The sequence below is a fragment of the Janthinobacterium fluminis genome (assembly GCF_028595325.1).
GTDB lineage: Bacteria > Pseudomonadota > Gammaproteobacteria > Burkholderiales > Burkholderiaceae_D > Janthinobacterium > Janthinobacterium fluminis.
The window spans coordinates 995,240-1,018,459 of the sequence record NZ_JAQQXR010000001.1 but is presented as its reverse complement, the minus strand read 5'-3'; the positions used below and the strand labels follow the sequence as shown (position 1 = coordinate 1,018,459).

Annotated in this window: 20 protein-coding genes; 11 read left to right on the top strand and 9 right to left on the bottom strand. The window is 68.9% G+C overall.

Annotated elements, in window-relative coordinates; translation table 11 throughout:
- Positions 1-4: 4 nt before the first annotated feature.
- The 4 genes from OIK44_RS04515 to OIK44_RS04500 are packed head-to-tail and all read right to left on the bottom strand — an operon-like array spanning position 5 to position 5,517.
- Positions 5-829 carry a class I SAM-dependent methyltransferase gene (locus tag OIK44_RS04515; protein ID WP_273669503.1) on the bottom strand — a complete coding sequence of 275 codons (825 nt, stop codon included), beginning with the start codon at positions 827-829 and terminating at the stop codon, positions 5-7.
- Entirely contained in the window at positions 804-2,705 is a 1,902-nt protein-coding gene (locus OIK44_RS04510; RefSeq protein ID WP_273669501.1) for an asparagine synthetase B family protein, read from the bottom strand. The genes OIK44_RS04515 and OIK44_RS04510 overlap by 26 nt, the downstream gene beginning before the upstream one ends.
- On the bottom strand, positions 2,702-3,931 hold the full coding sequence (locus OIK44_RS04505; protein ID WP_273669499.1) for a pyridoxal-dependent decarboxylase, exosortase A system-associated: 1,230 nt from the start codon (positions 3,929-3,931) through the stop codon (positions 2,702-2,704). Before OIK44_RS04505 ends, OIK44_RS04510 begins: the two co-directional genes overlap by 4 nt.
- Positions 3,928-5,517, bottom strand: a complete 1,590-nt coding sequence (locus OIK44_RS04500) for an acyl-CoA ligase (AMP-forming), exosortase A system-associated (protein ID WP_273669496.1) — start codon at positions 5,515-5,517, stop codon at positions 3,928-3,930. The genes OIK44_RS04505 and OIK44_RS04500 overlap by 4 nt, the downstream gene beginning before the upstream one ends.
- Before the next feature lie 183 nt (positions 5,518-5,700).
- Between OIK44_RS04500 and OIK44_RS04495 the strand changes: the two genes are divergently transcribed.
- Genes OIK44_RS04495 through OIK44_RS04470 form a run of 6 tightly spaced genes read left to right on the top strand, consistent with a single transcriptional unit; the run spans position 5,701 to position 10,219 of the window.
- Positions 5,701-6,474: a hypothetical protein gene (locus OIK44_RS04495; RefSeq protein WP_273669494.1), complete on the top strand. Its 774-nt coding sequence runs from the start codon at positions 5,701-5,703 to the stop codon at positions 6,472-6,474.
- Complete coding sequence (locus OIK44_RS04490) at positions 6,453-6,698, top strand: acyl carrier protein (protein WP_273669492.1); 246 nt, start codon at positions 6,453-6,455, stop codon at positions 6,696-6,698. The genes OIK44_RS04495 and OIK44_RS04490 overlap by 22 nt, the downstream gene beginning before the upstream one ends.
- A gap of 5 nt (positions 6,699-6,703) precedes the next feature.
- Positions 6,704-7,510 (top strand): hydrolase 2, exosortase A system-associated, encoded by an 807-nt coding sequence (locus tag OIK44_RS04485; RefSeq protein WP_273669491.1) that lies wholly within the window; start codon positions 6,704-6,706, stop codon positions 7,508-7,510.
- Positions 7,468-8,340, top strand: a complete 873-nt coding sequence (locus OIK44_RS04480) for a hydrolase 1, exosortase A system-associated (RefSeq protein WP_273669490.1) — start codon at positions 7,468-7,470, stop codon at positions 8,338-8,340. The genes OIK44_RS04485 and OIK44_RS04480 overlap by 43 nt, the downstream gene beginning before the upstream one ends.
- Positions 8,334-9,575: a glycosyltransferase gene (locus OIK44_RS04475; protein WP_273669488.1), complete on the top strand. Its 1,242-nt coding sequence runs from the start codon at positions 8,334-8,336 to the stop codon at positions 9,573-9,575. The genes OIK44_RS04480 and OIK44_RS04475 overlap by 7 nt, the downstream gene beginning before the upstream one ends.
- Complete coding sequence (locus OIK44_RS04470; RefSeq protein WP_273669487.1) at positions 9,572-10,219, top strand: tetratricopeptide repeat protein; 648 nt, start codon at positions 9,572-9,574, stop codon at positions 10,217-10,219. Before OIK44_RS04475 ends, OIK44_RS04470 begins: the two co-directional genes overlap by 4 nt.
- A gap of 20 nt (positions 10,220-10,239) precedes the next feature.
- On the opposite strand, the gene prsR is transcribed toward OIK44_RS04470, so the two are convergent.
- The 3 genes from prsR to OIK44_RS04455 are packed head-to-tail and all read right to left on the bottom strand — an operon-like array spanning position 10,240 to position 15,046.
- Positions 10,240-11,586 carry a PEP-CTERM-box response regulator transcription factor gene (gene prsR / locus OIK44_RS04465; RefSeq protein WP_273669485.1) on the bottom strand — a complete coding sequence of 449 codons (1,347 nt, stop codon included), beginning with the start codon at positions 11,584-11,586 and terminating at the stop codon, positions 10,240-10,242.
- Positions 11,587-11,594: 8 nt separating this feature from the next.
- The gene (gene prsK / locus OIK44_RS04460) at positions 11,595-13,661 is read right to left on the bottom strand and encodes an XrtA/PEP-CTERM system histidine kinase PrsK (protein ID WP_273669483.1); all 2,067 of its coding nucleotides are present in this window, start codon (positions 13,659-13,661) and stop codon (positions 11,595-11,597) included.
- Complete coding sequence (locus OIK44_RS04455; RefSeq protein WP_273669481.1) at positions 13,658-15,046, bottom strand: TIGR03013 family XrtA/PEP-CTERM system glycosyltransferase; 1,389 nt, start codon at positions 15,044-15,046, stop codon at positions 13,658-13,660. Before OIK44_RS04455 ends, prsK begins: the two co-directional genes overlap by 4 nt.
- A gap of 204 nt (positions 15,047-15,250) precedes the next feature.
- Between OIK44_RS04455 and nadB the strand changes: the two genes are divergently transcribed.
- The 5 genes from nadB (at position 15,251) to OIK44_RS04430 (ending at position 20,930) form a co-directional block, all read left to right on the top strand.
- A complete protein-coding gene (gene nadB / locus OIK44_RS04450; protein ID WP_273669480.1) occupies positions 15,251-16,864 on the top strand; it encodes an L-aspartate oxidase in 1,614 nt (537 codons plus the stop codon).
- Positions 16,865-17,153: 289 nt separating this feature from the next.
- On the top strand, positions 17,154-17,462 hold the full coding sequence (locus OIK44_RS04445) for a 2Fe-2S iron-sulfur cluster-binding protein (protein ID WP_273669479.1): 309 nt from the start codon (positions 17,154-17,156) through the stop codon (positions 17,460-17,462).
- A complete protein-coding gene (locus OIK44_RS04440) occupies positions 17,459-18,874 on the top strand; it encodes an FAD/NAD(P)-dependent oxidoreductase (RefSeq protein WP_273669478.1) in 1,416 nt (471 codons plus the stop codon). The genes OIK44_RS04445 and OIK44_RS04440 overlap by 4 nt, the downstream gene beginning before the upstream one ends.
- 2 nt (positions 18,875-18,876) lie before the next feature.
- Positions 18,877-20,142 carry a cyanide-forming glycine dehydrogenase subunit HcnC gene (hcnC, locus tag OIK44_RS04435; protein WP_273669476.1) on the top strand — a complete coding sequence of 422 codons (1,266 nt, stop codon included), beginning with the start codon at positions 18,877-18,879 and terminating at the stop codon, positions 20,140-20,142.
- Between the two features lie 110 nt (positions 20,143-20,252).
- On the top strand, positions 20,253-20,930 hold the full coding sequence (locus OIK44_RS04430) for a GNAT family N-acetyltransferase (protein WP_273669475.1): 678 nt from the start codon (positions 20,253-20,255) through the stop codon (positions 20,928-20,930).
- A 59-nt stretch (positions 20,931-20,989) separates the two neighbouring features.
- On the opposite strand, the gene eutC is transcribed toward OIK44_RS04430, so the two are convergent.
- The gene (gene eutC / locus OIK44_RS04425; protein WP_273669474.1) at positions 20,990-21,778 is read right to left on the bottom strand and encodes an ethanolamine ammonia-lyase subunit EutC; all 789 of its coding nucleotides are present in this window, start codon (positions 21,776-21,778) and stop codon (positions 20,990-20,992) included.
- Positions 21,779-21,787: 9 nt separating this feature from the next.
- Positions 21,788-23,179, bottom strand: coding sequence for an ethanolamine ammonia-lyase subunit EutB (locus OIK44_RS04420; protein ID WP_273669473.1), 1,392 nt, complete (start codon positions 23,177-23,179; stop codon positions 21,788-21,790).
- Between the last annotated feature and the right edge of the window lie 41 nt (positions 23,180-23,220).

Genomic DNA, 23,220 nt, shown 5'->3' with positions numbered 1-23,220 from the left:
GGGACTAGGCCGGCGCCCTCAGCTGGCCTTTAACGCCGAGCAGCACCGTGTAGGAAGTGGCGACGTGGCCGAGGAAACGCAGCGGCGGCAGCGCGCGGATCAGCCATAGGGCGATACGCGCCAGCGCGCCGCGTCCGGACACGTCCATCATGTCGAAACGGTCCATGCAGGCGACGCCGCGCGCCGCCAGGTGGTCGCGCAAGCCATAGTAGGTGAACCAATTCACGGCCGGATAGACGGCATAACCGGCCAGCTCGGGCCGCGTGCTGCGCGCCAGCGCGACGACGCGGCGCTTGAGCGCGCCCGGATACCAGGCATACAGCGGCAGCGTGAACTCCTCCTGGCGCGGACACAGGCGGTTGCTGGTGCTCAAAAACAGCGCGCCGCCCGGTTTCAGCACGCGCACCAGCTCGGCCAGCACCCCCTGCCAGTCGGCCACATGTTCAAGCAGCTCGGGCGCGATGCACAGGTCCATCGACTGGTCCGGCCACGGCAAGGCGGTGGCCGAGGCGACCTCGAAACTGATCTCCAGGCCGGCCTGCAGCGCCCGCTTGCGCGCCAGCGCGATCAGCGCCGCGTTGATGTCGACGCCGTAGACGCGGTGGCCGTGCTCGGCCCACATGCGGCATTGCGTGCCGGCGCCGCAACCGATATCGGCGACCGCCAGCGGCCGGTGCGGCCGTCCCAGCAAGCGCAGCAAAGTCGCCTGGATGGCGCCGAAGCGCTGCCGCGCCGCCTCGCTATTGCTCTCCTTTTCATAATAGGCGTAGAAATCCCCGTGGCTGCCGCTGTCCCAGACCGGCTCATCCGCCGGCGCTTTCTCGCTCATCGCGCCCCCTGACAAAGTCGGCCGCGCCGTCATGGTGCTGCCGCAACCACTGTTCCAGCATCATCAACACCCATACCATCGTGCCGTGGTAGGCCGGGTGTTCGGCCAGATGGCGGCTTTGCAAGGTGTCGATAAAGCCGGCGCGCACGATGCCGCGGCCCTTCAAGTCGCTCAGGCTGTCGAAGGCCAGTTGGCGCAAGCCCTGGTGCTGCTGCACCCACAAGCCGAAGGGCAAACCGAAGCCGTGCTTTTCCTTGCGCAGGATGGCCGGCGGCAGCGTGTCGCGCAGCGCCTGCTTGAAAAAATAGCGCAGGCGCGTGCCCTTGAGCTTTTGCCGCGGCGCCAGCCTGGCCGAGAACGCCACCATCGCGTCGTCGAGGAAGGGAAAGGCGGCCTCGACGCCGGCCAGTTCGCACGCCCCCGCCACTTTCGGCAAGTCGTTGTCGGCCAGCGTGAACTTCATGTCCATCGCCAGCATCTGGTTGATCTGGCTGTGGCCCTGGGTCAGCCAGTACGCCTCGTTCAGGCTGGCGAGAGGCGCGTCGGGGTCGACGTCGCGCAGGAAATCGTCTTCGAGCACGCTGCGGTGGCCGTAGCGCTGCAGCAGGTTGTAGCTCTCCATGCGCGCCGGCAGCGGCAGCGACGCCTGCTCGATGTAGCTGCGCGCCTTGCACAGCAGCTTATGGCGCTGGCCGACGGCGACCTTGAACAGCAGCGGTTCGACGATGACCTGGCGCAGCAGCGAGGGCACCCTGTCGTAGCGGGCGAACAAGGCTTGGCGGGCGTAGCGCTCGTTACCGCCGAACAGTTCGTCGCCGCCGTCGCCGCCCAGCAGCCGCGTGACGCCGTCGGCGCGGGCCATTTGCGCGCAGCAGTAGGCGGCCACGGCCGAGGCGTTGCCGAAAGGCTGGTCGAAGACGGCGGCGATGCGCGGCACGGCGTCGACGATGTCGTCGGCCGTCACATAGCGTTCGTGGTGGACGGTGCCGAAATGACGGGCGGCCAGGCGCGCATACGCCATTTCATCGTAGCCGGGCGCGTCGAAACCGATCGAATAGCTGCGCGCCGGCCGGCCGCTCACCTGCCCCAGCACGGCGGCCAGCGTCGAGCTGTCGGTGCCGCCGCTGAGGAAGGTGCCCGTGCCGGCGCCGGCGCCTTCCACGCTGCGCTCGACGGCGCGCCTGAGCGTGCCGAGAAACTCCGCCTTGAGCGTCTTGAACGGCAGCGTCTCGCACTCCTGGTACGCCATCGTCCAATAGGCGGCCCGGCTCAGTTTGCCGGCGCGGTAATGCAGGTATTCGCCCGGCAGCAGGCGCCGCTGGCCGGCGTAGACGGCGCCCGGCCCCGGCACCATATGGAAATACAGATAGTTGTAGAGGGCCTGGGGGTCGAGCGCGCGCGCGGCGCCCGGATGGGCCGCCAGCGCCTCGGCCGACGAGGCGAACAGCAGGCCCTGCTGCGGCGTACACTGGTAATGCAGCGCGTGGACGCCGCCGCGGTCGACCGCCAGCAGGGCCTCGTTGGCGAATTCGTCGAGGATGCACAGCGCGAACGGCCCGGCCAGCGAGGCGCAGGCCGTGGCGCCGTAGTTGCGCCACAATTGCGCCATGCGCGCCGCCAGCGCCGGATCGGCGCCCGGCGCGCCGGCCAGTTGCGGCCGGCCCCACAGCGCGATCAGCAAGCCGTCCTTATGGTACAAATGGCTGGCGCCGGCGCCGGCCGCGACGGCGGCGGCGCTGCCGTTGCCGACCACGGCCGTCAGCGCGCTGGCGTCATAGCGCGACAGCGGCGCCGCCATGCGCGCGATGAGGCGCGCGTTGGCCCGCGTCGCGTCGGGGGCCTCGTGCGCGGCCAGCCAGCCGCACAAGCCGCTCATACGAGCACCTCCAGCGCGGCCGGATGGCCGAGGAAGGCGGCCGGGCTGGCGCTCAGGCCGTAGGCGCCGGACTGGAACACGACGACCAGGTCGCCGGCGTCAGCCTTGGCCATTTCCATCTGGTCGGCCAGCAAGTCCAGCGGCGTGCACAGCGGCCCGACCACGGACACCGTCTCGCGCGGGCCGCCGGCGAGGCGGTTGCCGATCGCCACCGGGTAATTCTTGCGGATGACCTGGCCAAAATTGCCGGACGCGGCCAGGTGGTGGTGCAGGCCGCCGTCGGTGATGAGGAAGACGCGCCCGCGCGACACCTTGCGTTCGAGCACCCGGCAGACGTAGACGCCGGCCTCGGCCACCAGGTAGCGGCCCAGCTCCAGCACCAGCCGCGTCGCCGGCGAGGCCGCGCGCAGCAGCGCCATCTGCAGCGCCAGCGATTCGCCCAGCGCGCCCAGGTCGAGGGGCCGCTCGCCGGGGAAATACGGCACGCCGAAGCCGCCGCCGATGTTCAGCAGCCGCAGCGGCGCCGGCGCCTGCGCCGCCAGCGCCAGCGCCAGTTGCACGCTGCGCGCCTGGGCCTCGGCGATGGCGGCCGCCGCCAGGTTTTGCGAGCCGCAGAAGATGTGGAAGCCGAGGAAATCGAGGCCCAGCTGGCCGAGCCGGCGCAGCAGCGCCGGCACCAGTTGCGCGTCGACGCCGAACTGGCCCGCGCCGCCGCCCATTTTCATGCCGGAGTGCTTGAGCTCGAAATCGGGATTGACGCGCACGGCCACGCGCGGCGTCAAGCCCTGCCGCTCGCCGACGATGGCGATGCGCTCCATCTCGCGCTCGGACTCGACGTTGAGCAGCACGCCGGCGGCCACCGCGCAGGCCAGCTCGGCATCCGTCTTGCCGGGGCCGGCGAAGCTGATGCGGGCCGGCGGCAGCGTCGTGTCCAGCGCCGTCTTCAGCTCGCCGCCGGAGGCCACGTCGATGCCGTCGACCAGCGCCGCCATCATGTGCACCAGCGCCGGCATCGGATTCGCCTTCATCGCGTAATGCAGCTGCACGCCGGCCGGCAGCGCCTGGCGCAGCGCCGCGACGCGCTGGTGGATGTGGCCGCGCTCGTAGGCGTAGAACGGCGTGCGCCCGACCCGCTGCGCCAGCCGGGGCAAGGCCAGCGCGCCGATCTGCAGGCAATCGTCGTGGACGGCGAACTGGCGCTGCGGCGCATGCAGCGGCGCCGTCATCGGGCGCCGCCGCAAAACAGATCGGCCAGCTCGGCGGCCAGCAGCTTGCGGTCGATCTTGCCGTTCGGGTTGCGCGGCAGCGCGCCGGCGCGCACCTCGATCCAGGCCGGCGCCATATACGCCGGCAGCTTCGCCTTGCAGGCCGCCATCAGCGCCTGGCGCTCCAGCGCGACGCCGGGCGCGGCCGTGGCCAGCAGCGCGATCGCCTGGCCCAGCACCGGATGGCTGACGCCGATCGCCGCCGCCTCGCCGACCAGGCCGGTGGCGTACACCACCGCCTCGATCTCGGTCGGGCTGACGCGGTAGCCGGAGGTCTTGATCATCTCGTCGTTGCGGCCGACGAAATACAGGAAGCCCTCGGCGTCGCTGCGCACCGTGTCGCCCGACCACACGGCCAGTTCCCCGAGCGCCAGGCCGTCCTGGCGCGGCGGCAGGGGGCGGAAGCGCTCGGCCGTTCGCTCCCGGTCGTTCCAGTAGCCCATCGCCACCAGCGCGCCGCGGTGCACCAGCTCGCCCGGCTCGCCGCTGCCGCACGCGCTGCCGTCCGGGCGCAGCACCATCACCTCGGCGTTCGGGATCGCCTTGCCGATCGAGTCCGGGCGCGCATCGAGCTGCTCGGGCGCCAGATAGGTCGAGCGGAACGCCTCCGTCAAGCCGTACATCAGGTAGATGCGCGTGTGCGGCAGCGCCGCGCGCAGCTTGTCGAGCGTGCCGCGCTGCATCGCCCCGCCGGAATTGGTGATATAGCGCAGGCCGGGCAGCGCCGGCCAGCTCAGCTGCGACAACTGTATCCACAGCGGCGGCACGGCGGCCAGCGCCGTGATGCCTTCCTGCTCGACCGTCTCGACGATGTCGCGCAGCAGCAGGTAGTTCATCAGCACGGCGCAGGCGCCGCGGGAAAACGCCGTCGTCAGCTGGCTCAGGCCGTAATCGAAGCTCAGCGGCAACACGCACAGGATGCGGTCCTGGGCCGTGTTGCCCAGGTAGCTCGCGACGCTGTCCGCGCCCGCCACCAGGTTGCGGTGCGACAGCACCACGCCCTTCGGCATGCCGGTGCTGCCCGAGGTGTACAGGATGGCCGCCATGTCGCAGTCGATGGCGCGGTGCGGCGCGCCGGGCGGGGCGTGGGCCAGGCATTCGGACCAGGCGACGAAGCGCAGGCAGCTCACCAACGGCGGAGCCGCCGCCTCGGCGCCGACGACCAGCACCGTGTGCAGGTCGGCGCAGGCGGGCAGCACGTCGAGCAGCAGCCGCAGACGCTCGCGCGAGGTCACCAGCAGGCGGGCATTGCAGTCGTTCAGGATGTAGGCCAGTTGCTCGGGCTTGAGCAGCGGATTGACGGGCACGAAGACGGCGCCGGCGGCGGCCGCGCCGAACATGGCCACCACGGCCTCCTCGCGCTTTTCCAGATACACGGCGACGCGCTCGCCGCGCCCCAGTCCCAGTGCCAGCATGGCGCCGGCGGCGGCCCGCACCGCCTGCGCCAGCGCCGCGTAACTGAGCGGCACGCCCTGGTAACGCAAGGCCGGGGCCAGCGGCGTGCGCTGCGCGGACTGGAAAATGAACTCCTGTATCAGATGCGCCATGTCTCCCTCGTTGTCGATCAACGATAGGCGCGCCGTCACGCCCGCCTCACTATCGCTATGATTGGGACAAACGGCGCCGCCCTCATTGATTTTTGTCAATAAAGCAAGAAGGCGCGGCGGGCACGGCCGCGCCGCCGCCGGCCTTGAGCGGACTCAAGCCGCGCGCCGCCGGGGCGGTGTTAAATGGACTGCATCGGCCTGCGCGCCCCGTTTCCTTTCCCTGTCATGGCGAACCGTCTCATCCAGAGCGTGGCACAACTGGGCAGCCTGAACGCCGCCCTGTACGCCTGCGACCGCGTGCTGCGGCGCCTCTCCGGCGGCCGCTGGGCGCTCTATAAATACCAGTTTCTCGCCCAGGCCGTCGGCGCCGCGCCGCTGTGCGGCGGCCGCGGCGCGCGCATCGCCGTGCGCCTGTGCCGCAGCCTGCACGAGCTGCCGTCCGGCTATCCGCGTCCGGCCGCCGTGTTGCGCGCCCGCTACGCCCAGCACGCCTGCAGCCTGGCGGCCGTCCGCCACGGCGAACTGGTCGGCTTCCTGTGGCTGCTGTTCGGCGCCTGCCAGGAAGACGAGGTGCGCGCCCGCTATCTGCTGGCCTCGCCGCACTCCTGCTGGGACTTCGACGTCTGGGTGCGTCCGCAGGAGCGCCTCGGCCTGGTCTTTCCGCGCCTGTGGGACGAGGCCAACGCGCTGCTGCGGGCGCGCGCCGTGCGCTGGTCGTGCAGCCGCATCTCCGCCTTCAACCCGGCCTCGCTGGCCGCCCACGCCAGCATAGGCACGGTCGCGCTGGGCAGCGCCACCTTCCTGCGCTGCGGCCGCTGGCAATGGATGCTGGCCACGCTGGCGCCCTACTTCCACCTGTCGCGCCACGCCGGCGCGTTTCCGCGCCTGTGCTTCGACACCGGCACCCTCCCTCTCCCCCCCGTCCCGGAGTCGCCATGCCCCACCTCGAAGCCGTAAAACACATCCTGTCGACCACGCTGGGCATCGGCCAGCAAGACCTGTGCGCGGAAACGCCGCTGCTGGGCAGCGTGCCCGAGCTGGACTCGATGGCCGTCGTCGGCGTCATCGCGGCGCTGGAAAGCCACTTCGGCATCGCCGTCGACGACGACGAAATCCACGCCCGCCATTTCGCCACGCTGGGCAGCCTGAGCGACTTCGTGCACGCGAAGCTGGCCAAATGACTGCCATGCCGTTCTTTCTGCCGGCCAGCCCCGGCGAGCGCTACTGCCTGTTCCACCCGGCGGACGCGCCGGCGCCGCGCGGCGCCATCCTGTACGTGCATCCCTTCGCCGAGGAGCTCAACAAAAGCCGGCGCATGGCGGCGCTGCAGGCGCGCGCCCTTGCCGCGCTCGGCTACAGCGTGCTGCAGATCGACCTGTACGGCTGCGGCGACAGCAGCGGCGAATTCGCCAGCGCCCGCTGGCACATCTGGAAGCGCGACCTGGTGCTGGCCTGCGAATGGCTGGCCGAGCGGGTCGGCGCGCCCGTCAGCATCTGGGGCTTGCGCCTCGGCGCGCTGCTGGCGCTCGACCTGGCCAACCGCGCGCCGCTGCCGCTGGAGCGCCTGATCCTGTGGCACCCCGTCTTCAAGGGCAAGGCGCATATCGACCAGTTTCTGCGCATGCGCCTGGCCAGCCGCATGCTGGCGGCCGACGCCGGGGCCGACGGCGCCGACGCCGCGCCGACGGCGCGCCAGGAACTGGCCAACGGCGCCGGCGTCGAGGTGGGCGGCTATTTGCTCGCGCCCGAGCTGGCCAACGCCATCGACAGCCTGGACGGCGGCGGCATGCTGCCGCGCTGTCCGCTGCTGTGGCTGGAAATGATCGCGCCCGACGGCGACGTCGGCCCGGCCGCCGCGCGCCAGGCGGCCAGCTGGCGCGCCGGCGGCGCCGCGCTGACGCTGCTGCCGGTGCGCGGCCAGCCCTTCTGGGCCAGCAGCGAACTGCTGGAATGCCAGCCCTTGCTGGCGACCACGACGGCGGCGCTGGCATGATCGTCGAGCAGCGCGCGCTGCGCTTCCAGTGCCAGTCCTGCTGGCTGTTCGGCATCCTCAGCCTGCCGGAGCGGCCGCGCCCGCGCGGCGTGCTGATCGTCACCGGCGGGCCGCAGTACCGCATCGGCAGCCACCGCCAGTTCACGCTGCTGGCGCGCGTGCTGGCCGAGCGCGGCATCCCTGTGCTGCGCTTCGACTACCGCGGCATGGGCGACAGCGAGGGCGCGGCGCGCAATTACGAGGACGTCGGCGCGGACATCGACAGCGCGCTGCGCCAGTTCTTCGCCGCCGTGCCGCAGATGCGCGAACTGGTGCTGTGGGGCCTGTGCGACGGCGCCACCGCCGCCGCGCTGCACGCCTGCGCCGACAGCCGGATCTGCGGCCTGATCCTGCTCAACCCCTGGGTGCGCACGACGCCTGGACTGGCGCGCGCGACGCTGCGCCACTACTATCTGGCGCGGCTGCGCGACCCGGCCTTCTGGCGCAAGCTGGCGGGCGGCGGCCTGCGCCTGGCCGAGGCGCTGCGCTCGCTGCTGCGCCTGGCCGGCGCCGCGCGCGCGCCCGACGCCGAGCCGGCGAAGTCGGCGCCGCAGCGCATGTTCGAGGCGCTGTCACGCTTCAAGGGCCGCGTGCTGATCATCCTCAGCGGCGACGACCTGACGGCCTGCGAATTCGCCGACCTGCAAAACAGCAGCCCGGCCTGGCGCAAGATCAGCGCCGGCCCGCTGCTGCGCCAGGTGCACCTGGCGCAGGCCAACCACACGTTCTCGCGCGCCCTGTGGCGCGACCAGGTGGCGCAACTGAGCGTCGACTGGATCACGTCATGGTGAAGCGCGTGTTGATGATCGCCTATCACTTCCCGCCGTACACCGGCGGCAGCGGCATCCAGCGCACGCTCAAATTCAGCGAGTATCTGCCGCAGTCGGGCTGGCAACCGATCGTGCTGACGGCCAGCGCCTGCGCCTACCGCCGCGACGGCGCGCCGGCCGACGCCGTCGCCGCCCACGTGACGCTGCGCCGCAGCTTCGCGCTCGACAGCGCGCGCCACCTGGCGCTGCGCGGGCGCTACCCGGCGCTGCTGGCCCTGCCCGACCGCTGGATCTCCTGGTGGCTCAGCGCCGTGCCGGCCGGCCTGGCGCTGATCCGCCGCCACCGCCCCGACGTCATCTGGTCCAGCTACCCCATCGCCACCGCGCACCTGATCGGCCTGACGCTGCACCGCCTCAGCGGCCTGCCGTGGATCGCCGACCAGCGCGACCCGATGAGCGACGACGGCTATCCGGCCGACCCGCGCACCCGCCGCCTGCACCGCTGGATCGAGGCGAAAATCCTGGCGCACAGCGCCAGCATGGTGTGCACCACGCCGGGCGCCGTGCGCGCCTACCGGGCGCGCTTTCCGCTGCTCGGGCAGGAACGCTTCAGCCTGATCGAAAACGGCTACGACGAGGCCGACTTCGCCGCCGCGCCGGCCGCCGCGCGCGATGGCGGCCGCTTCCGCCTGCTGCACAGCGGCGCCGTCTACCCGTCCGAACGCGACCCCAGCGCGCTGTTCGCCGCGCTGGCGCGGCTGCGCGGCGAGGGCGTGCTCGGCCCGGACAATTTCCAGCTCGTGCTGCGCGCCAGCGGCCACGACGCGCACCTGCGCGCGCTGGCCGGCGCCGGCGGCGTCGCCGAGCTGGTCGAGCTGGCGCCGCCGCTGCCCTACCGCGCGGCGCTGGCCGAGATGCAGGCGGCGGACGGCCTGCTGCTGCTGCAGGCGGCCAACTGCAACGCGCAGATCCCGGCCAAGCTGTATGAATACCTGCGCGCCGGGCGGCCGCTGCTGGCGCTCACCGACCCCGCCGGCGACAGCGCGGCGGCATTGCGCCGCTGCGGCATCGACACCATCGGCAAGCTCGACTCGGCAAGCGACATTGCGCACGCCCTGACGCGCTTCCTGTCGCTGGCCCGGCAAGGCAGGGCGCCGCTGGCCAGCGCCGCCGCCGTCGCCCTGCACTCGCGCCAGGCGCGCAGCATCGAACTGGCCGCCCTGCTGGAACGCGTCGGCCGCAAGGAGGAAACATGAAAACATCCACCCCGCTGGCCGCGGCGCTGCTGCTGGCCGCCGCAGCGGCCAGCGGCGCGAACTGCGACGACTACGTGCGCCACAACCCCGGCGGCGACTACACCAACGCCGACGACCGGCAAGGACTGGAAGTGGTGGAGAAATTCCACTTCTCCAAGGACGTCGAAAACCTCGTGCGCGGCATGTCGGCCAGCCTGGGCGGGGATATCGGCTACACGCTGGAGCACTTCCCCAACCACCACCGGGCGCTGGCGGCGATGGCCAAGCTGGGTTTGCGCGGCAAGACCGCGCAGCCGGCCGGGGCCAAATACAGCGTTGCCTGCTACTTCGAGCGGGCCATCCGCTTCAAGCAGGACGACGCCGCCGTCAGGTCGATCTACGGCTCCTATTTGCTGGCCGGCGGACACGCCGACGCCGCTTTGCAGCAGTTGCGGGAGGCGGCGCAGCTGGCGCCGGAGCAGCCGACCATCCAGTACAACCTGGGCCTGATGTATGCGAAGAAAAAGGAGTATGCGCAAGCCCTCGCGCATGCGCACAAGGCGTATGCGCTGGGTTTTCCGCTGCCCGGGCTGAAGAACAAACTGCTCGCGGCGGGACAGTGGCGCGAGCCGCCGGCGCGGGACGGCGGCGCGGCGCCGGACTGAGCCGGCGCCGCCGGCCCTTGCTACTTGATACCGTGGTGGTTCATCAGGTCGTACAGGGTCGGCCGGCTCACCCCCAGCAACTCGGCCGCCTTGACGATGTTGCCGTCGGCCCGCGCCAGCGCCCTCACCATCACCTGGTACTCCGCCGCGTCGCGCGCCTGGCGCAGGTTGACGGAGCCCTCGGCCGCCGGCGACTCAGGCAGTCCCAGGTCTTCGACGCCGATCTGCGGCCCGTCCGACATGATGACGGCGCGCTTGATGCAGTTCTCCATCTCGCGCACATTGCCGGGCCAGGCGTAGGCTTCGATGGCCGCCAGCGCGTCGGGGCTGAAGTTCTGCGACGGCCGCCCCTCGCTGGCGCAAAACTTGTTCTTGAAGTGGTGCGCCAGCAAGGCGCTGTCGCCGACGCGCTGGCGCAGCGGCGGTATCGTCAGCACGATTTCGCTGAGCCGGTAGTACAAGTCCTCGCGGAAGCTGCCGGCCGCCGCCTGCGCCTTCAGGTCGCGGTGCGTGGCGCAGACGATGCGCACGTCGACGGCGATTTCGCTGCGTCCGCCGATGCGCTCTATCACCCGCTCCTGCAGAAAGCGCAGCAGCTTGGCCTGCAAGCCCGACGCCATGTCGCCGATCTCGTCGAGAAAAAAAGTGCCGCCGTGGGCCAGCTCGATCTTGCCCAGGGTCTGCTTGGCGGCGCCCGTAAACGCCCCCTTTTCATAGCCGAACAACTCGCTTTCGAGCAGGCTCTCGGGAATCGCCGCGCAATTGATGGCGACGAAGCGCTTGTCCTGGCGCGTGCCGAGCGCGTGCAGGCCGCGCGCGATCAACTCCTTGCCGCTGCCCGAGTCGCCCAGCAGCATCACGGTGGCCGACGACGGCGCCACCTTCTCGACGCTGCGGCACAGCTTGAGCATGCCGGGGTCGCGGCTGACGATGCCCGCCAGCGGCGAGTCGGCCTGGGTCTGCAGCATGCGCCGGTTTTCCTGCTGCATGGCGTGCAGGTAGAAGGCGCGTTCGACCACCAGGGCCAGCATGTCGGCGTCGAAGGGCTTCTGGTGGAAGTCGTAGGCGCCCATGCCGATCGCCTTCAGCGCGTTGGCGCGCTCCTGGTTGCCCGACAGGATGATGACCTTGGTGTCCGGCGCCAGCGCCAATATCTGCTGCAGCGTCGCCAGACCCTCGCTGGCGCCGTCCGGGTCGGGCGGCAGGCCCAGGTCCATCGTCACCACGGCCGGCTGGTGCCGGCGCATGTGCGCCAGCGCCGCCTCGCGCTCGCCGGCCACCAGCACCTCGTAGGCGTCGAAGCTCCAGCGCAACTGCTTTTGCAAGCCCGTGTCGTCCTCGATCACCAGCATTTTTTTCTTGCCCATGCCTCACCTCATTTTCCCCGCGCCGCCGCGGCGCCGTCCCCGTGCAGCGGCAGGATCACCCGGAACGTCGTGCCCACCGCCGGCTTGCTGCTGACCTCCAGCTCGCCGCCCACCTCGCGGATGTATTCGCGGCTTTCAAACACGCCTATGCCCATGCCCGCCGCCTTGGTCGACTCGAAGGGCTTGAACAGGCGCTCGCGGATGAACTGCTCGCTCATGCCCAGGCCCGTGTCGCCCAACTCGACCACCGCGCTGTCGCGCTCGCGCAGCAGGCGCACCAGCACGCGGCCGTCCTTGGCGGTGGCTTCGACGGCGTTCTGGATCAGGTGGCCGAGCACCCGCTCCAAACGCCCACGGTTGGCCAGCACCGTCAAGCCGCCCTGGGCGATTTCCAGCGCCGGCGCCGGCTCCAGCGCGGCCCGCGCCGACACGGCGTGCGCCAGCACCTGCTCGATGAGCAGCGGCGCGGCCAGCTCCTGCGTCTCGCCGCGGCTGAGTTTTTGCAGCAGCGCCGTCATTTTCTTGACCGAATGGTCCAGCGTGTCCAGCATGTCCTGCTGGAACTCCGGCTTGGCCTTATGCTTTTCCGCGTTGCTCAGCAACAGGGACAACTGCGACACCAGGTTCTTCAAGTCGTGGACGATAAAGGTCGACATGCGGTTGAAGGACTCGAACTGGCGCGCCACCAGCAGCGAGTCGGCCGACTCGCGGTGCGCCAGGTAGCTGGCGGCCTGGCTGCCGGCGATCTTCAGCAGGTCGCGCACTTCCCAGTTCAGGTTGATGCGCGTGCGCGGCTGGGCCAGCGCGACGAAACCGAACAGGCTTCCGTGCAGCATCAGCGGCACCACCAGCCACAGTTGCGGCATGGCGCAGGTCCATTGCGGCAGCGGCAACTGGCCGTAGCGCAGCGGGTGGGCCAGGCACTCGGGTACGTCGATCACCCACTGGCGCCGTTCCAGCATCTGGCAAAACGCGCTGTCGGCCGGCTCGCCGGCCGTTTGCGGCGCCATGTTCCAGCTCGCGGCCGGCACGCAGCGGGTCCGCTCGCGGCGTATCCACAGCGCACCGGCCGGGCTTTCGACCAGTTGCGCGACGGCCTGGATGGTGCGCTCGCCCAGGCCGGGGCCGTCCTCGGAGAGCGCGCGGGTGAAGCGCAACCACTCTTCGCGGTAGTCGAAGCTGGCCTGATAGAAATGCTTATTGATGAAGACCTTTAACTTCGAGCGCAGCGCGCCGGAAAACAGTACGCTGGCCAGCAGCAGCACGGCGCCGCCCAGGTAGGCGACCTGCATCACCGGCCCCCAGGCGCCGCCGAAGTAGCGCAGGTAATAGGCGCTGGACGCCATCGCCAGCAGGTAGACGGCCGAGCCCAGCAGCGCGGCCGAGCGGAACATCATCTGGCGCGACATCGCCAGCCCCAGCTCCCAGGCCGGATTACGCGCCGCCGACAAGGCCAGCAGGGGCGCCGTCAGGGCGTTGACGATGCCGCGCGCGGCCCAGATATCGTCGTTGATGGCGCGGAACAGCAAGCCGTCGCTGTACAGGTAAAAGTCGTAGGCGAACAGGCCGCCGATGCCCAGGCAGGCGAATTTGACGCCCCAGCGCTGCGGCGCCGGCGTGTTGCGATACCATTGCTCGACGAGCAGCATGCCCAGCACCGCCAGCAACAGGCGGCTGACGATCAGCGTCAGCGTCGCCGCCACCGCCCATTGCGCCCGCCCGGCCAGCGCGCCGGCCAGCAGCTCGGCGCCGGCGATGCCGCCGATGGCGAAGAAATAGGCGTTCAGGCGCAGCCCGGCCGGCTGCAGCAGCAACAGCACGAACACCAGCCACGCCCCGGAGCGCAGAATTTCCAGGACATTGGCCGGCATCGACAGCGGCCCCGGCCACACGGGCAGCGCCGCCGCGGCCGTCGCCCACACGGCCGTCAGCAGGCAGGCGACGGCCAGCGCGCGGGCATGGCGGCGCGCCCGCCAATTGCCCAGCAACAGCAGCGACAGCCCGAAAAACGCCAGCGAGGCCAAACCGTAGCTCAGCGCGGCGATATCGCCGGACGACAGCGCCGGCGGCGTCACCGGCTGCCCTGGCCGAACAAGACCACCTGCACCGTGTCGAGCAGAATCAGCAGATCGAGGAACAGGCTGTTATTTTTCACATAATACAAATCGTATTGCAGTTTGCGCACCGCGTCGTCGACCGAGGCGCCGTACTGGTAGCGCACCTGGGCCAGCCCCGTCACGCCCGGCTTGATGCTGTGGCGCACATCGTAATACGGCACCTGCGCCTTCAACTGCTCGACGAAATAGGCCCGCTCCGGGCGCGGGCCGACGAAGCTCATTTCGCCGCGGAACACATTGAGCATCTGCGGCAGCTCGTCGATGCGCAGCTTGCGTATCAGCTGGCCGACGCGCGTCACGCGCGGGTCGTCGGCGGCGGCCCAGATCGGCTTGCCGTCGCCCTCGGCGTCCTTGCGCATGCTGCGGAACTTCAGCACCTTGAAGATCTTGCCGTCCTTGCCGACCCGCTCCTGCTGGTAGAAGACGGGGCCGCCGTCCTCGCAGCGTATCCACAGCGCCGCCGCCAGCATCACCGGCAGCGCGGCGACGCAGATGGCGGCGCTGGCGGCCAGGTCGAAGATGCGCTTCGACGTGGCGCGCACAAAACTCTGGTCGAAGCCGCCGCCGTAGGTCAGATAGCTCGGCTGCAGCGAGTCGATGCGGATCTGGCAAGCCTCGCGCTCGAAAAAGGTGGCCGCGTCGATGACGCGCACGCCGCCCAGCGCGCATTCGAGCAGCTGGCGGGCCGGGAAAGCGCCGTTGCGCCTGTCGTTGACGGACACCACGATCTCGCTGGCGCCGTAGCGGCGCGCGATCGCCAGCAGCGAGGGCGCGCCCGGCAGCAGCAGCGCCGACGTCACGCAGCATTCCTCGCCGGGCACGTCGACGCAGCCGACGACGGTGAACTGGTGGTAGCCGACCTTGCTGGCGGCCAGCGCGATGCACTCGCGCGCCAGCGGCCCGGCGCCGACCAGGATCAGGCGCGACTCCAGCATGGCCGAGCCGGCCGAGGTGAACAGCAGCAGGCGGGTGAGCAGCACGCCCACGGCGCCGAGCAGGAAGGCGAGCAGGCCGCCGCGCGCGAAATGGATGGTCGGCACCATGTAGAACAGCAGGCTGAGCAAGGCAAAACCCAGCGCGAACGAGGGCATGATGCGCACCAGGGTGTTGCGGATGTCCTCGCGCGAGCGGTGCTGGTACATGCCCAGCGTGCTCATGCTGAAGACGATGACGAGGGCGAAAGCCAGCGACGACAGATACCAGTCCTCCGCCCGCGCCGCCGTGCGCGCGTCGCCCAGCCAGATGGCCGACACCAGGGCGGCCGAGACGAGCAGGATAACCATTTCCAGCAACAGCAGGATGAAGGCCATCTTCGACACATAATGGCTGAAAATTCGGATCATGATCGCCCCCGCGCACAGATGCGGCCGGGCGGGCACCATGTCCGGACCGGTCGCCTTTCCATCATGGCGGACTGTGCGGCGCAGATGTTGAGCCGCCACAAGCGCGGGGCGCGGGGAAAGAAAGCGCGGCGAATTTAGCGCAAGCCACTGCGTTTCCATGCTAAATGGACTATAGTATGCTTCCTCACAAAAAATCTAATTGTCATGAAATTTGATGTAGCGATTGTCGGCAGCGGACTGGCGGGATTGTCAGTGGCGTTGCACCTGGCTGAAACGCGCACCGTCGCAATCATTTCCAAACGCGCGCTGCTGGACGGCGCCAGCAACTGGGCCCAGGGCGGCATCGCCGCCGTGCTCGACTCCGGCGACAGCCACACCCAGCACATCGACGACACCCTGGTGGCCGGCGGCGGCCTGTGCGACGAAGGCGCCACCCGCTTCATCGTCGAGCACGGCCGCGAAGCCATCGAATGGCTGATCGCCCAGGGCGTGCCGTTCACCCGCGACGCCAGCGCCGAGCTGGGCTTCCACCTGACCCGCGAAGGCGGCCACAGCCAGCGCCGCATCATCCACGCCGCCGACGCCACCGGCCACGCCGTCCAGGTGACGCTGGAGCAGAAGGTGCGCGCCCACCCGAACATCACGCTGTTCGAGCACCATTGCGCGATCGACTTGATCACCTCCGACAAGCTGGAACACAAGCGCAGCCAGCGCAACGCCCAGCCTAAATGCCACGGCCTCTACGTGCAGGACGAGGAAACGGGCAAGGTGCTGACCTTCTCGGCCGAGCAGACGGTGCTAGCCACGGGCGGCGCCGGCAAGGTCTACCTGTACACGACCAATCCGGACACGGCCAGCGGCGACGGCATCGCCATGGCCTGGCGCGCCGGCTGCCGCGTCTCGAACATGGAATTCATCCAGTTCCACCCGACCTGCCTGTACCACCCTTACGCGAAATCCTTCCTCATCACGGAAGCGATCCGCGGCGAGGGCGGCTTGCTGAAACTGCCGCCGCAAGCGGGCGCGGCGGCCGGCACCCGCTTCATGCTGGGCCACGACGAACGGGCCGAGCTGGCGCCGCGCGACGTCGTCGCCCGCGCCATCGACTTTGAAATCAAGAAACGCGGCCTCGACTACGTGCACCTGGACATCAGCCACAAGCCGGCCGCGTTCCTCATCGAACACTTCCCGACGATCTACGCGCGCTGCCTGGAACTGGGCATCGACATCACCAAAGAGCCGATTCCCATCGTGCCGGCGGCCCACTATACCTGCGGCGGCGTCGTCACCGACCTGTCCGGGCGCACCGACCTGCCGGGCCTGTACGCGGTCGGCGAGACGGCTTGCACCGGCCTGCACGGCGCCAACCGCCTGGCCAGCAATTCCCTGCTCGAATGCCTCGTCATCGGCCGCGCCTGCGCGCGCGACATCGAACACAGCGAACGCAAGCCGGTGCCCTATCTGCCGGACTGGGATGAAAGCCGCGTCACCGACGCCGACGAGGAAGTGGTCATCGCCCACAACTGGGACGAATTGCGCCGCTTCATGTGGAACTACGTCGGCATCGTCCGCACGACCAAGCGCCTGGAACGGGCGCAACACCGCATCGCCCTGCTGAAAGAGGAAATCGACGAGTACTACCGCAACTTCCGCATCACCCACGACTTGCTGGAACTGCGCAACCTCGTCGACGTCGCCTCGCTGATCGTCAACAGCGCGCTGTCGCGGCGCGAAAGCCGCGGCCTGCACTTCAGCCGCGACTATCCGGAAACCCTGCCGAAAGCCTTGCCCAGCGTGCTGACGCCGGCGCGCCGCTAAAGCCCCACGGCGGCCCGCAGCCAGCGGCGCCGCCCTCCCCCTCCTTCCCCAAAAACGGCAGCGGCGGGCCGGCGGCCATTCCCGCCATCCGCCATTCGACCTACGCCCCCGCCGCGGCGGCCGGTATTTTCCCTCCCCCAAAAAAAATATCCTTTTAGGATCAGATCCTATTCCCCTAATGTTATCAGATTGCTATAATGAACTTAATAACACTACTGACCATGTGGTAATACCCCGCCACGGACGTCTTCACCATCTCCTTGCCACACGTTAGGAAAGTGCATTTAATATGTTGAGCAGAAAACACGATATACAGGAACTGGGCAGCGAACAGCTCACCATCAAGATCAACGGCCAGCCAGTTGCCGCCGCCCATGGCGAAACCGTGCTGAGCGTGCTGAACGCCGTCGGCATGCGCCAGCTGGCCCGCAACGACAGCCAGCAAGTGATGGGTTCCTATTGCGGCATGGGCGTATGCCATTGCTGCCAGGTGAAAATCGACGGCCGCTACAAGCGCCGCGCCTGCCAAACCATCGTCCAGGCGGACATGCTGGTGGAAACCGCCGTCAACCGCATCGAACTGGAGGGCCTGCAATGAGCTCGCGTCCCCTGATCGTCGGCGGCGGCCCCGCCGGCATGGCCGCGGCCATCGAACTGGCCAAGCACGGCGTCGCCAGCACCATCGTCGACGAGGCGTCGCGCCTTGGCGGCGTGCTCTACCGCGGCCCGCTGCGCCAGGGCGTCACGCTGGACTACCTGGGAGAGCGCTATCGTGACTCGATGCAGGCCCTGCACAAGGAATTCGAGCGCATCCGCAGCGCCGTCGACGTGCGCCTGAACACCCGCGTCGTCGGCGGCGAGGCCGGCAACGCGCTGTATGCCTTGAACGAACAGGAACAGGTCGAACATTTCAGCTACGAACACTTGCTGCTGTCGGCCGGCTGCCATGAACGCAGTGTGCCCTTCCCCGGCTGGACACTGCCGGGTGTGATGATGCTGGGCGGCCTGCAATTACAAATCAAGAGCGGCGTGGTGAAACCGCTGGGGCGCACCGTCATCGCCGGCACCGGCCCCCTGCTGCCCCTGGTCGCCTGCCAGTTGCACCGCGCCGGCGCGGAAGTGGCCGGCGTCTACGAGGCGTGCAGCTTCGGCCGCATCGCCAAGGAAACCCTGGCGCTGCTGAACAAGCCGCAGCTCTTCCTCGATGGCCTGAGCATGCTGGGCTACCTGAAGCGCCACGGCGTCCCCATGCATTACGGCATGGGCGTCGTCGCCGTGCAAGGCCAGAGCGAGCTGCAAGACATCACGCTGGCCCCCTACGACAGCAACTGGAAAGCCGACCTGGCGCGGCAGCAGCAAGTGGTGGCGGAGACGCTGGCGGTCGGCTACGGCTTCATCCCGCGCACCCAGCTGACCCAGCAAATGGATCTGCAGCACGATTACCACGCCGATGGCTACCTGAAGCCGCTGATCAACGAATGGCAGCAGAGCAGCCAATCGCACATCCACCTGGCCGGCGACATCGGCGGCCTGCGCGGCGGTGAAGCGGCCATGCTCAGCGGCCGCATCGCCGCCCTGTCGATACTGCGCCAGCGCGGCGCCATCGGCGACAACGAAGCCGCCTCGATACGCCAGCAATACCTGGGCAAACTGCAGTCCATCCTGCGTTTCCGCGTCGGCATCGACAGCTTTACCGAGCGCGGCAGCGCGCAACTGGCCCTGCCCGACGCCGACACCGTCATCTGCCGTTGCGAACACGTCACCCGCAAGGAAGTGGACACGGCGCTGTCCCAGGGCGTGCAAGACTTGATCAGCCTGAAAATGCGCACCCGCGTCAGCATGGGCGATTGCCAGGGCAAGATGTGCGTCGGCTATTGCAGCGACCGCCTGCGCGAGCACACCGGCAAGGCCGACATCGGCTGGATACGTCCGCGCTTCCCGCTGGACCCGCTGCCGTTCTCGGCCTTTGCCGCGATCGCCACCACAGACACGCTCACCGAAGAGGTTTGAACATGAACAAGAAATACGATATCGTCATCGCCGGCGGCGGCGTCATCGGCGCCTCCTGCGCCTACCAGCTGTCGAAACGGCCAGGCCTGAAAGTCGCCCTGATCGACGCCAAACGCCCCGGCAACGCCTCGCGCGCCTCGGCCGGCGGCCTGTGGGCCATCGGCGAATCCGTGGGCCTGGGCTGCGGCGTGATCTTCTTCCGCATGAATTCCGCGAAGAACAAACGCGAAGCGGCCGGCAACGCCGTCGAAGTCAGCGCCAGCACCCCGCACATCCTGCCGGACAGCTTCTTCAACTTCGCGCTGGCCTCGAACGCCATGTACCCGCAGTTGCACCAGGAATTGATGGACAATCATGGCATGGACTTCAAGTTCGAGGAAACCGGCTTAAAATTCGTCATCTACGACGAACAAGACCAGTTGTACGCCGAGCACATCGCCGCGCAGATCCCCCACCTGTCGGACCAGGTGCGCTGGCTCGACCAGACGCAACTGCGCGCCAACGAGCCCTACATCAGCCACAGCGCCACGGGTGCGCTGGAATTCCTCTGCGACCACCAGGTCAGCCCCTTCCGCCTGACGGACGCCTATACCGAGGCGGCGCGCCAGAACGGCGTCGACATCTACTTCAACACCAACGTCAGCGGCGTGGTGCGCCAGGGCAGCCGCGTGATCGGCGTCGACACGCGCGAGGCGGGCCGCTTCTATTGCGACACGCTCATCAACGCCGCCGGCTCCTGGGCCTCCGAGCTGTGCGAATGGGCCAGCGACCGCAGCATCCCGGTCAAACCCGTCAAAGGCCAGATCGTGCTGACCGAGAAATTACCCAAGCTGCTGCGCGGCTGCATCACCACCAGCGACTGCTACATCGCGCAGAAAGACAATGGCGAAATCCTCATCGGCAGCACCACCGAGGACAAGGGCTTTGACGTCAGCAACACGCTGCCGGAAATCACCGGCCTGGTGCAGGGCGCCAGCCGCTGCATCCCGGAACTGCAAAACGTCAACATCAAGCGCTGCTGGGCCGGCCTGCGCCCCGGCTCGCCGGACGAGCTGCCGATCCTCGGCGCCATGCCCGGCACCGAAGGCTACCTGAATGCCTGCGGCCATTTCCGCACCGGCATCCTGACGTCGGCCATCACCGGCGTGCTTTTGGACAAGCTGGTGCACAAGGAAGCCACGCCGATCGACGTCACGCCCTTCCTGGCCAGCCGTTTCAGCGAATGCCGGCAAGTCGCGGCCCCAGCGGAAGCGGCCTTGGCCGAGTAAGCCATCCAGAGCCGGACCCGGACCTGCGGGTCCGGCTCCGGCCGTGACCTCGCCAGCCGGACCGTCGTCGGACGCTACCTGGGCGGCGCCAATGATATGATCGCCGCATCATGAACCCATTTCTTGACAATATAGCCTGGCACACGCTCGTCGGGCCGCATGCCGGCTTCGCCATCGGCACCAATGAGGCGCGCCGCTATGCGCCGGGCTTTCCTTCCTTTATCGCTTTTCCGGATTTCGACAAGCCGAACTTTGATGCCTTGCTTCCCTACACAGAACCTGGCGAGCTCCTATACTGCGCCGGCTGGGCGGGGGTCGCTCCCGCCGGTTGGCGCGTCGAGGCCGAGTCCATTCTCTTGAGGATGGCCTGGAACGGCCCCATGCCCGCCGTGGACGAGGCGCCCGAGGCCGTGCTGCTCGGCGTGCGGCACGCCGCGGCGGCGCACGAATTGGCCATGCTGACCCGCCCGGGACCGTTCAGCCCGAGAACCATCGAGCTTGGCGACTATTTCGGCGTATTCGACGGGCCGCGTCTGATGGCAATGGCCGGTGCGCGCGTGTGCGCCGGTGGAATAAGCGAAATCAGCGGCGTTTGCACCCATCCCGACTTTCAGGGCAGAGGCTGGGCCAGCCGCCTTATCGCCAAACTGCTCCGGCGCGAAATGCAGCGCGGCGTAACACCGTTCCTGCGCGTCATGCGCGACGGCGTCGCGGCCCAGGGCCTCTATCGGCGCATGGGATTCCGCGACGATGGCGAGGCGGTGGCCAGAATGATTTCGCGCGACTGATACTGCCGCGGCGCGGCCTCGTTCGCTGGCGAACCGCCCGACTGGGGAGCGGCCGCGATCTACAACAGGAATTTACGCTCCGCCACATCAAGCCGGCCGCCCTCCGGCGTCTCGTCCTTCAGTTCGACGCCGGACAATTGCCGCCGCCGCGACTCCGCCAGCAGGTAGTGCAGTTTGAACGCCGCCTCCTCGTAGCGCAAACCGGCCGGGCGCACGTTCGAGATGCAATTGCGGCTCTCGTCGGTCAGGCCGGCGCGCGGCGCCCATGTCAGGTATAGGCCCATGCTGTCCGGCGAGCTCAGGCCGGGCCGCTCGCCGATCAGCACCAGCGCGGCGCGCGCGCCCAACACCTCACCAACCTCGTCGCCGACCGCCACCCTGCCCTGCTGGACGACGGCGATGGGTGCCAATGCCCATTGCTCCACGGCCAGACGCCGCATCAGTATCCGCAGGAAGGGTAAGGCGTTCTGTTCGATTGCCAGCGCCGACAGGCCGTCGGCGATGACGAAGGCAAGGTCATACGGCTGGGCGCGCAGGGTCACCAGCATCTGCCGCGAGGCCGGGTCGAGCTTGCGGCCCAGATCGGGGCGCTGCAGGTAGACATTGCGACTCTCCGCCGCGCTGCGCAGGGCGACGCCGGGCAGCGCCAGGGCCTGGCCCAGCGATTGCGCCAGCGCCGCGCCGTCCAGCGCCAGATGCACGGCGTCGCGGGCGCGCGCGTGCGCCAGCTGGAATTCGAGCTGCGGCGCGGTCGGCTGGCTGACGCCGGCGCGGCCCAACGCGATGCGCGCGGCGGTGAACTGTCGCAGGGCTTGCCAGGGATTGGCAATCACGGTCTTGTTACTCATGCGCTCCCCTTATGACAATCGCAGCAGCGCCTGCTGGAACGGCGCGGGCAAGGTATCGCCCAGTGTCACTTGCTGGTCCTCGGTAAATATCTGCATTTGCCGCAGCCAGGCGTCGAATTCCGGCGCCGGCCGCAACCCGAACACGCGGCGCGCGTACAGCGCGTCGTGGAAGGACGTGGTTTGGTAGTTCAGCATGATGTCGTCCGAGCCGGGGATGCCCATCACGAAGGTGCAGCCGGCCGCGCCCAGCATCGTCAGCAGGACGTCCATATCGTTCTGGTCCGCCTCGGCGTGGTTGGTATAGCAGACGTCGCAGCCCATCGGCAGGCCCAGCAGCTTGGCGCAGAAGTGGTCTTCCAGCCCGGCGCGGATGATCTGCTTGCCGTCGTACAGGTATTCCGGGCCGATGAAGCCGACCACGGTGTTTACCAGCAGCGGACGGAACTTGCGCGCCACCGCGTAGGCGCGCGCCTCGCAGGTTTGCTGGTCGAGGCCGTGGTTGGCGTTGGCCGACAGCGCGCTGCCCTGCCCCGTCTCGAAGTACATGACGTTGTCGCCGACGGTGCCGCGCTGGAGCGACAGCGCCGCCTGCCGCGCCTCGCCCAGCAGTTGCAGGTTGACGCCGAAGCTTTGGTTGGCCGCTTCGGTGCCGGCTATCGACTGGAACACCAGGTCGACCGGCGCGCCCCGCTCAATGGCGGCGATGGTGTTGGTGACATGCGTGAGCACGCACGATTGCGTCGGGATGTTGTAGCGGGCGATGATTTCGTCGAGCATGGTGACGATCTTGATCACTTGCGGCACATTGTCCGTGGCCGGATTGATGCCGATGACGGCGTCGCCGCTGCCGTACAGCAGGCCGTCGAGCACCACGGCGGCGATGCCGGAGGCGTCGTCGGTCGGGTGATTCGGCTGCAGCCGCGTCGACAGGCTGCCCGGCAGGCCGATGGTGTTGCGGAAGGCGGTGACGACGCGGCATTTGCGCGCCACCAGCACCAGGTCTTGCACGCGCATGATTTTCGACACGGCCGCCGCCATTTCCGGCGTGATGCCGGGCGCCACGGCCGCCAGCGCGGCGCCGTCGACGGCGTCGCCAAGCAGCCAGTTGCGGAAGTCGCCGACCGTCAGGTGGCGGATGGCGGCGAACGCGCCGGCGTCGTGCTCGTCGATGATCAGGCGGGTGATTTCATCGCTTTCATAGGGCACCACCACGTCGTTCAGGAAGCTCGTCAGCGGCAGCGCGGCCAGCGCCATCTGCGCCGCCACCCTTTCCTCGGCACTGCCCGCCGCCACGCCGGCCAGGTAATCGCCCGAGCGGGCCGGCGTGGCCTTGGCCATCAAGTCCCGCAGGTCGCGGAACAGATATGTCTTGCTGCCGACCGTGTGCGCGAATTGGCTCATGTGCTTCCCTCCTCCGTGGTGATGCCCAAGCCTCAAGGCGG

Bases quoted from the DNA above. Each gene is read 5' to 3' on its own strand.
- OIK44_RS04485 (WP_273669491.1), top strand. From the start codon at position 6,704: ATGCCGTTCTTTCTGCCGGCCAGCCCCGGCGAGCGCTACTGCCTGTTC.
- OIK44_RS04480 (WP_273669490.1), top strand. From the start codon at position 7,468: ATGCCAGCCCTTGCTGGCGACCACGACGGCGGCGCTGGCATGATCGTC.
- OIK44_RS04475 (WP_273669488.1), top strand. From the start codon at position 8,334: ATGGTGAAGCGCGTGTTGATGATCGCCTATCACTTCCCGCCGTACACC.
- OIK44_RS04445 (WP_273669479.1), top strand. From the start codon at position 17,154: ATGTTGAGCAGAAAACACGATATACAGGAACTGGGCAGCGAACAGCTC.
- eutC (WP_273669474.1), bottom strand. From the start codon at position 21,778: ATGAGTAACAAGACCGTGATTGCCAATCCCTGGCAAGCCCTGCGACAG.
- prsR (WP_273669485.1), bottom strand. From the start codon at position 11,586: ATGGGCAAGAAAAAAATGCTGGTGATCGAGGACGACACGGGCTTGCAA.
- hcnC (WP_273669476.1), top strand. From the start codon at position 18,877: ATGAACAAGAAATACGATATCGTCATCGCCGGCGGCGGCGTCATCGGC.
- OIK44_RS04505 (WP_273669499.1), bottom strand. From the start codon at position 3,931: ATGACGGCGCCGCTGCATGCGCCGCAGCGCCAGTTCGCCGTCCACGAC.
- OIK44_RS04440 (WP_273669478.1), top strand. From the start codon at position 17,459: ATGAGCTCGCGTCCCCTGATCGTCGGCGGCGGCCCCGCCGGCATGGCC.
- nadB (WP_273669480.1), top strand. From the start codon at position 15,251: ATGAAATTTGATGTAGCGATTGTCGGCAGCGGACTGGCGGGATTGTCA.
- OIK44_RS04500 (WP_273669496.1), bottom strand. From the start codon at position 5,517: ATGGCGCATCTGATACAGGAGTTCATTTTCCAGTCCGCGCAGCGCACG.
- OIK44_RS04420 (WP_273669473.1), bottom strand. From the start codon at position 23,179: ATGAGCCAATTCGCGCACACGGTCGGCAGCAAGACATATCTGTTCCGC.
- OIK44_RS04495 (WP_273669494.1), top strand. From the start codon at position 5,701: ATGGACTGCATCGGCCTGCGCGCCCCGTTTCCTTTCCCTGTCATGGCG.
- OIK44_RS04470 (WP_273669487.1), top strand. From the start codon at position 9,572: ATGAAAACATCCACCCCGCTGGCCGCGGCGCTGCTGCTGGCCGCCGCA.
- OIK44_RS04515 (WP_273669503.1), bottom strand. From the start codon at position 829: ATGAGCGAGAAAGCGCCGGCGGATGAGCCGGTCTGGGACAGCGGCAGC.
- OIK44_RS04510 (WP_273669501.1), bottom strand. From the start codon at position 2,705: ATGAGCGGCTTGTGCGGCTGGCTGGCCGCGCACGAGGCCCCCGACGCG.
- OIK44_RS04455 (WP_273669481.1), bottom strand. From the start codon at position 15,046: ATGATCCGAATTTTCAGCCATTATGTGTCGAAGATGGCCTTCATCCTG.
- OIK44_RS04490 (WP_273669492.1), top strand. From the start codon at position 6,453: ATGCCCCACCTCGAAGCCGTAAAACACATCCTGTCGACCACGCTGGGC.
- OIK44_RS04430 (WP_273669475.1), top strand. From the start codon at position 20,253: ATGAACCCATTTCTTGACAATATAGCCTGGCACACGCTCGTCGGGCCG.